This is a genomic window from Novosphingobium sp. B-7 (assembly GCF_000410615.1).
Taxonomy (GTDB): domain Bacteria; phylum Pseudomonadota; class Alphaproteobacteria; order Sphingomonadales; family Sphingomonadaceae; genus Novosphingobium; species Novosphingobium capsulatum.
In genome coordinates this window covers 10,680-17,235 of the sequence record NZ_KE148409.1, presented here as the reverse complement: position 1 = coordinate 17,235, position 6,556 = coordinate 10,680, and the positions used below count along the sequence as shown (strand labels likewise).

The following is a 6,556-nucleotide window of genomic DNA, read 5'->3' as shown; positions in this document are numbered from 1 at the left end:
GGTGTTGACCAGGCCCTCCGCCCGCCGCTCGGCCAGATGCTGGCGCAGGCGCGGGGCATCGAGCCGGGCCAAGCTGGCCCAGTCCTGCCCGGCGGGCAGAGCATCGAGCAGGCGCTGCGCGGTCTTGTGATAGGCGCGCACGGTGTGGGGCGAGCGGCGCAGCGACAGCGCCAGGTGATCGTGCCAGGCAATCAGCAGGTCTGCCCGGTCCATCGCCTGCGCCCTCAGCCCACCAACTCGGCCGGCACCAGTTCGGCCAGCAGCGCATCGAGCAGCGGCATGCCTGCCTCGGTCACCACCAGCCGCGTGCCCTCATCGCGCAGCAGCCCGCCACGCGCATGAAACGCGCGCTTGGCCGGATCGATCAGCGCGCTTTCGGCCAGGCCAAAGCGGCGGGAGAGGGCCGCCACGTCAACCCCTTCGTCCAGGCGAAGGCCCATCAATAGGGCCTCGCTGGCCTGCTCGGCCCGGCCCAGCGCGCGTTGTTCCACCAGGCCATGGCCTTGCTCTGCCACCGCGCGCAGATAGTTTTCCGGCTTGCGATGCCTGACCGTGGCAGTTTCCAGCCGCCGGCCATGCGCGCCCGGCCCGATCCCGGCATAGTCGCCATAGCGCCAATAGGTCAGGTTGTGGCGGCTTTCCTCGCCGGGGCGAGCGTGGTTGCTGATCTCGTAGGCGGGCAAGCCGGCCGCGGTCATGCGTTCGCGGGTCAGCGCAAACAGGTCGGCGGCGGCATCATCGTCAAGCGGGGTAAAGCGCCCTTCGCGCACCAAAGTGGCAAAGCGCGTGCCCGGTTCGATCGTCAGCTGATAGAGCGACATATGCCCGGTGCCCAGCGCCAGCGCCCGTGCCAGTTCGGCGTCCCACGTTTCCGGCGTGTGGCCCGGCCGGGCATAGATCAGGTCGAACGTAACGCGGGCAAAATGCCGCTGCGCCACGTCCACCGCTGCCAGTCCCTCGGCTGCATTGTGCAGGCGGCCGAGGAAATGCAGCGTCTCATCGTCCAGCGCCTGAAGGCCCAGCGACACGCGGTTGATGCCCGCGCTCGCCAGCGCGGCAAAATTGGCCGCTTCGACCGACGATGGGTTTGCTTCCAGCGTGATCTCGATATCGCTGGCCAGGCGCCAGTGCTGCCCCGCCGCTTGGATCAGCCGCGCCACCAGCGCGGGCGGCATCAGCGAGGGCGTGCCACCGCCAAAGAAGATCGAGGTCAACTCCCGCCCCGGCAGCAGCGCGGCTTCATGCGCCATGTCGGCCAGCAGCGCGCTTTCCCATGCCGCCATGTCGGTCTTGGCGCGCACATGGCTGTTGAAGTCGCAATAGGGGCACTTCGCGAGGCAGAACGGCCAGTGGATATAAAGCGCGAGGGGGGGCATTTGTTCTCCGGTTCGGGGTGTTGCGTAAGGTCTCTCACCACCCCCCGACCCCCTCCTCTGAAGAGGAGGGGGAGAGCGGCCAAATAAGCACCCTCCTCTTCAGAGGAGGGGGTCGGGGGTGGTGGCAGTTCCTGCGCTAACCCAGCCCCTTCTACCCCGCAAACTGCGCGGCGACCAGCTTGGCAAAGGCATCGGCGCGATGGCTGATGGCGTGCTTTTCGGCCGGATCGAGTTCGGCAAAGGTGCGCGTATCGCCCACCGGCACGAACACCGGGTCATAGCCAAAGCCCAGCGTGCCGCGCGGCGGCCAGGTCAGCGTGCCATCGGCCCGCCCTTCATAGCTGACCGCTTCGCCATCGGGCCAGGCAATCGCCAGAACGCACGAAAACCAGCAGTCGCGCGGGGCATCCGGGCCCAGCTCGGCCAGCTTGCCCTCAACCTTGCCCATGGCCATGTACCAGTCGCGGCCAGGCCCACCTTCAAAGGGCGCCGCTTCCGCCCAATCGGCGGTATAGACGCCGGGCGCGCCGGCCAGCGCGGCCACCGAAAGCCCGGAATCGTCAGACAGCGCCGGCAGGTTGGCGGCGCGCGCCGCTGCGTGCGCCTTGATCAGCGCGTTTTCCACAAAGGTCGTGCCGGTTTCCGCCGGTTCGGGCAGGCCAAGCTCGCCCGCCGACAAGCATTCCAGGCCATAGGGGGCCAGCAGCGCCTGGATTTCGCGCAGCTTGCCCTTGTTGTGCGTGGCGATGACCAGCTTGCCGGGGGCGAGCGTGCGGCTCACCGGGCCACGGCCTTTTCCTGCGCGGCAAAGATATCGGCGCAGCCCAGGCGCGCCAGGCGCAGCAGGCGCAGCAGCGCTTCTTCGTCATAGGTCGCGCCTTCGGCGGTTGCCTGCACTTCGGCGATGTGGCCGCCTTCGATCAGCACGAAGTTGGCATCGGCATCGGCCGAGCTGTCTTCGATATAGTCGAGATCGAGCACCGGCGTGCCCTTGACGATCCCGCACGAGATCGCCGCGACCTTGCGGGTCAGCGGATCGTCCTGGATCGCCCCGGCGTCCATCAGCTTCTGCACGGCCAGGCGCAGCGCGACCCATGCGCCCGAGATCGAGGCCGTACGGGTGCCGCCATCGGCCTGGATCACGTCGCAATCCAGCGTGATCTGGCGTTCGCCCAGCTTCTTGAGATCGGTTACGGCGCGCAAGCTACGCCCGATCAGGCGCTGGATTTCCTGGGTGCGGCCCGATTGCTTGCCCTTGGCCGCCTCGCGGCTGCCGCGGGTGTGGGTGGCGCGGGGCAGCATCGAATATTCTGCCGTCACCCAGCCTTCACCCTTGCCGCGCATGAACGGCGGCACGCGCTCTTCCACCGAGGCCGTCACCAGCACCTTGGTGTCGCCAAAGCCGATGAGGACCGAGCCTTCGGCATGCTTGGTGAAGTTGGTCTCGATGGTGATCGCCCGCATCTGATCGGCGGCGCGGCCGGAAGGACGCATGTTGAGGTTTCCTTGCAAGGGTGGGTGCCAGAATTGCGCGCTGCCTTGGCCGATTGCGTGATGGCCCGCAAGCAATTCCGCGCGGCATGCAATTCCCTTGAGCCTTGGGCCAAGGCTTCTACATATGGCTCTGGTATGAACGGCTCCACGCTTACCGATCTGTCCAACCGCGCCCGCGATATCTTCCGCCTGGTGGTGGAGGGCTATATCGCCTCGGGCCAGCCGGTCGGCTCCAAGACGCTGGCCGGCGCGGGCGGGGTCAACCTGTCGCCCGCCTCGATCCGCTCGGTATTGCAGGAACTCCAGGATGCTGGGCTGCTGGCCGCGCCGCACACCAGCGCCGGGCGCATGCCCACCGAAATGGGCCTGCGGCTGTTCGTCGACGGCATCATGCAGGTCGCCCAGCCGAGCGAGGCCGAACGCGCGCAGATCGAACGCGGCCTCAAGCGCACCCGCGCGCAGGGCGGAACGATCGAGGCGGCCCTGGCGGCGGCAACCTCGGCGCTGTCAGAGCTTTCGGCCGGGGCAGGGGTGATCATGGTGCCGCGCCACGAACCGCGGCTGATGCAGCTTTCGTTCGTATCGTTGTCGCCCACGCGCGCGCTGGCCGTGCTGGTGGCCGAAGACGGTGGCATCGAAAACCGCGTGATCGATCTGCCGGCGCCCACCGCGCCCTTCATGCTGGAACAGGCCTCCAACTACCTCACCGCACGGCTGGCGGGCCGCACCCTGGCCGAGGCGGTCGCCGCGATCCGCGCCGAAATTGCCGGCGGGCGCAGCGCGCTCGATGCTGCCAGCGCCGATCTGGTGCAGCGCGGCCTGGCAGTATGGAGCATGGACGCGGCCCAGCGCCCGGTCCTGGTGGTGCGCGGCCAGGCCAACCTTCTAGATGAAGCCGCGCTGGGCGATATCGAGCGGGTGCGCCTGTTGCTCGATGAACTGGAAAGCGCCGAGGCGATTGCCGGCGTGCTCGACGCCGCGCGCGAGGCGCAGGCCACGCGCATTTTCATCGGCAGCGAGAACCGCCTGTTCTCGCTTTCGGGGTCCTCGGTGATCGCTTCGCCCTGGCGCGACGGCGAGGGGCGGGTGGTCGGCGTAGTGGGGGTGATCGGGCCAACGCGGTTGAATTATGCGCGCGTCGTCCCCATGGTGGATTTCACGGCCCAATCCTTGGGCAAACTTATCGGACAAGACGGATTTTCACGCAAATGACGGATAACGAGACGCGCCCGCAAGATGCAGAGCTGGAAGCCGAACTGGCTGGCGTGCCCGAGGATTTGAAGGAATCCGGCGCCGCTGGCCACGATACCGAGCTGGCGGCCCTGCGCGAATCGCTCGAGGTGGCCAAGCAGGACGTGCTCTATGCCAAGGCGGAGACACAGAATGTGCGCCGCCGCATGGAAAAGGACATTGCCGATGCGCGCGCCTATGCCGCCACCAGCTTTGCCCGCGACATCCTGTCGGTGGCCGACAACCTGGCCCGCGCACTGGAAACCATCCCGGCCGACCTGCGCGAGGACGACAAGTTCAAGAACCTGGTAACCGGCCTGGAAGCCACCGGGCGCGAGATCGAAAAGGTTTTCGGCAACCACGGCATCAGCCGGATTGCCGCCAAGGGCATGCCGCTCGACCCGCATCAGCACCAGGCCATGATGGAAGTGCCCTCGGCCGAGCATGAACCCGGCACCGTGGTGCAGGAACTGCAGGCCGGCTACACCATCAAGGACCGCCTGCTGCGCCCGGCCATGGTCGTGGTGGCCAAGAAGCCGGATTGATTTTCGTGTGTGGCTAAAGGGTCGACACCACCCCCAACCCCCTCCTCTGAAGAGGAGGGGGCTTACGATTCAATGCCTTAACTCCCCATCCTCTTTACAGGAGGGGGTTGGGGGGTGGTGGCGGCCAAAAACCACGCTTTTGTGGAACCAACCGCCCGCTTCCATCGTAATATCCTGTGACAACGGGAGGGCGATGGAGGAATTGCCATGGGTAAGAAGTTCCTGATCCCCGCCGCCATTGCGCTTGGTGCCCTGTCGCTGGGCGGTTGTGCGCGCAACTATGCCGGTGAAGGTGGCCTGGCCGGGGCTGGCGTCGGCGCTGCCGTGGCCGGCATTTCCGGCGGCAATATCGGCACTGGCGCAGCGATCGGCGGCGCAGTGGGCGCTGCCGCCGGCTCGCAGGTCAAAAAGGATTGCTGGCGCACCGACGCCGATGGCCGCAGCTATCGCGTCTGCTGATCAAAACGGCAGGACTGCCCGATAGGCCGCCAGCGGTGGCTTGTCGGGCAGTGCCATGCCTTGCTCCAGCAGGAAGGCGTGGCGCACGATTTCGGCCTGTTGTTCTAGGCCATAGCGGGCAAACGGCTTGCCCGGCACCAAATCATAGGCATAGCGACAGAACGGATGGCGCTGCAGGGGCAGGAAGACGCCCCGCTGCCATTGCCACACGTGGCACAATTCGTGGATCAGCAGTCCTTGCAGGCTGAGGCGCTCTTGCGCGAAATCGGCTGACCAGAAATCTGCGCCGGGGTGAAAGTGGATGTGCCCCATCGGCGCCATCACCACGTTCACCCCTTGAAACGGCCACCAGCGGCGGCGCCGCACTTCCACCCGCTGCCAATCGATCGCCGCGCCATAGATGCTGCGTCCCAGCGCCATTTCGCCCGGCGTCAGCTTGCGCGCGACCATGATGGCGCGCTGACCTTACATATGATCCATGTGGTCCATGCTGCCGCCTGCGGCGGTGCTTGCGGCTGCGGCGCCGGGCGCGACGACCTTGGCCTTGGTCGTTGCCTTGTCACCGTTGTCGAGGGTGATGGTGAGTTCGGTCACCCCGCCGGCCTTGAGCGTGGGGGCGAGGTCGAACAGCATCACGTGGTTGGCACCCGGCTTGAACTCCACGCTCTTGCCCGATTGCAGCGGCACCGCCTTGAGCGGCGACATCTGCATCATGCCATCCTTCATCGCGCTTTCATGCATTTCCGCGCGGCCCGCGCCGTCGACATGCACGGCGACTAACTGGCGGTCGGGCCCGCTGCCCTGCGCCAGGGTGAAATAGGCAACGCCCGGATTGCCGGCCACGGCGGGCAACTGCACGGTTGCATCGGTCAGCGTGGTGCCCGGTGCGTTTTCGGGCGTGGCATCGAGGCTTGCGGCAACGCTGGGGCTTTCCTGCGGCGCAGGCTTGCTGCATCCCGCCAGGGCAAGGCCCGAAGCCAGGGCAAGACAGGCCATGCCGGCCAGAACAGGTGCGCGCATGCGATGCGATCCTTCTTTTCAAGCGAGGTGAAAATGTGACGCAGCCATAGCACGCGCGGGGCTTGTGCCAAGCGCAAGCGCACCTATATCCCGCCCGTAACGAGCCGCCAAGGTGGCGCCTGCCCACAAGGGGGACGCCCGATTAAGCGGTGTCAACACGCGAAGGATATGGGGAAACATGGCTAAAGTTATTGGTATCGACCTCGGCACGACCAACAGCTGCGTCGCGGTGATGGACGGGGGCACGCCCAAGGTCATCGAGAATTCGGAAGGCGCGCGCACGACGCCTTCGATCGTGGCTTTCACCAAGGATGGTGAGCGCCTGATCGGTCAGCCGGCCAAGCGCCAGGCCGTGACCAACCCTGACAACACGATCTTTGCGGTCAAGCGTCTGATCGGCCGTCGTTTCGACGATCCGCTGACCCAGAAGGA

Annotated in this window: 10 protein-coding genes; 4 read left to right on the top strand and 6 right to left on the bottom strand. The window is 66.5% G+C overall.

Features of this window, described 5'->3' with window-relative positions:
* From H926_RS0117790 to rph, 4 genes are all read right to left on the bottom strand, one after another.
* On the bottom strand, positions 1-213 hold a 213-nt coding region (locus tag H926_RS0117790), incomplete at its 3' end, for a site-specific integrase (protein WP_028658193.1).
* 11 nt (positions 214-224) lie between these two features.
* Positions 225-1,376 (bottom strand): radical SAM family heme chaperone HemW, encoded by a 1,152-nt coding sequence (gene hemW / locus H926_RS0117785; protein WP_022677509.1) that lies wholly within the window; start codon positions 1,374-1,376, stop codon positions 225-227.
* A 151-nt stretch (positions 1,377-1,527) separates the two neighbouring features.
* Complete coding sequence (gene rdgB / locus H926_RS0117780) at positions 1,528-2,157, bottom strand: RdgB/HAM1 family non-canonical purine NTP pyrophosphatase (RefSeq protein ID WP_022677508.1); 630 nt, start codon at positions 2,155-2,157, stop codon at positions 1,528-1,530.
* A complete protein-coding gene (rph, locus tag H926_RS0117775; protein WP_022677507.1) occupies positions 2,154-2,870 on the bottom strand; it encodes a ribonuclease PH in 717 nt (238 codons plus the stop codon). The genes rdgB and rph overlap by 4 nt, the downstream gene beginning before the upstream one ends.
* A gap of 135 nt (positions 2,871-3,005) precedes the next feature.
* Between rph and hrcA the strand changes: the two genes are divergently transcribed.
* The 3 genes from hrcA (at position 3,006) to H926_RS0117760 (ending at position 5,104) form a co-directional block, all read left to right on the top strand.
* Entirely contained in the window at positions 3,006-4,082 is a 1,077-nt protein-coding gene (hrcA, locus tag H926_RS0117770; RefSeq protein WP_022677506.1) for a heat-inducible transcriptional repressor HrcA, read from the top strand.
* On the top strand, positions 4,079-4,645 hold the full coding sequence (gene grpE / locus H926_RS0117765) for a nucleotide exchange factor GrpE (RefSeq protein ID WP_022677505.1): 567 nt from the start codon (positions 4,079-4,081) through the stop codon (positions 4,643-4,645). The genes hrcA and grpE overlap by 4 nt, the downstream gene beginning before the upstream one ends.
* 207 nt (positions 4,646-4,852) lie before the next feature.
* Positions 4,853-5,104 carry a glycine zipper domain-containing protein gene (locus tag H926_RS0117760; protein ID WP_022677504.1) on the top strand — a complete coding sequence of 84 codons (252 nt, stop codon included), beginning with the start codon at positions 4,853-4,855 and terminating at the stop codon, positions 5,102-5,104.
* Here the strand turns inward: H926_RS0117760 and H926_RS0117755 are convergent, their stop codons facing one another.
* On the bottom strand, positions 5,105-5,554 hold the full coding sequence (locus H926_RS0117755) for a hypothetical protein (RefSeq protein ID WP_022677503.1): 450 nt from the start codon (positions 5,552-5,554) through the stop codon (positions 5,105-5,107).
* 15 nt (positions 5,555-5,569) lie between these two features.
* Positions 5,570-6,124, bottom strand: a complete 555-nt coding sequence (locus H926_RS28540) for a copper chaperone PCu(A)C (protein WP_022677502.1) — start codon at positions 6,122-6,124, stop codon at positions 5,570-5,572.
* Between the two features lie 178 nt (positions 6,125-6,302).
* Here H926_RS28540 and H926_RS34925 point away from each other — a divergent pair.
* Positions 6,303-6,556: Hsp70 family protein (locus H926_RS34925; RefSeq protein WP_043610296.1), on the top strand; the 254-nt coding region annotated here is incomplete at its 3' end.

What these genes read in the sequence shown, in the direction of transcription:
- hemW (WP_022677509.1), bottom strand. Translation starts at nt 1,376, where the DNA reads ATGCCCCCCCTCGCGCTTTATATCCACTGGCCGTTCTGCCTCGCGAAG.
- rph (WP_022677507.1), bottom strand. Translation starts at nt 2,870, where the DNA reads ATGCGTCCTTCCGGCCGCGCCGCCGATCAGATGCGGGCGATCACCATC.
- hrcA (WP_022677506.1), top strand. Translation starts at nt 3,006, where the DNA reads ATGAACGGCTCCACGCTTACCGATCTGTCCAACCGCGCCCGCGATATC.
- grpE (WP_022677505.1), top strand. Translation starts at nt 4,079, where the DNA reads ATGACGGATAACGAGACGCGCCCGCAAGATGCAGAGCTGGAAGCCGAA.
- H926_RS0117760 (WP_022677504.1), top strand. Translation starts at nt 4,853, where the DNA reads ATGGGTAAGAAGTTCCTGATCCCCGCCGCCATTGCGCTTGGTGCCCTG.
- H926_RS0117755 (WP_022677503.1), bottom strand. Translation starts at nt 5,554, where the DNA reads ATGGTCGCGCGCAAGCTGACGCCGGGCGAAATGGCGCTGGGACGCAGC.
- H926_RS28540 (WP_022677502.1), bottom strand. Translation starts at nt 6,124, where the DNA reads ATGCGCGCACCTGTTCTGGCCGGCATGGCCTGTCTTGCCCTGGCTTCG.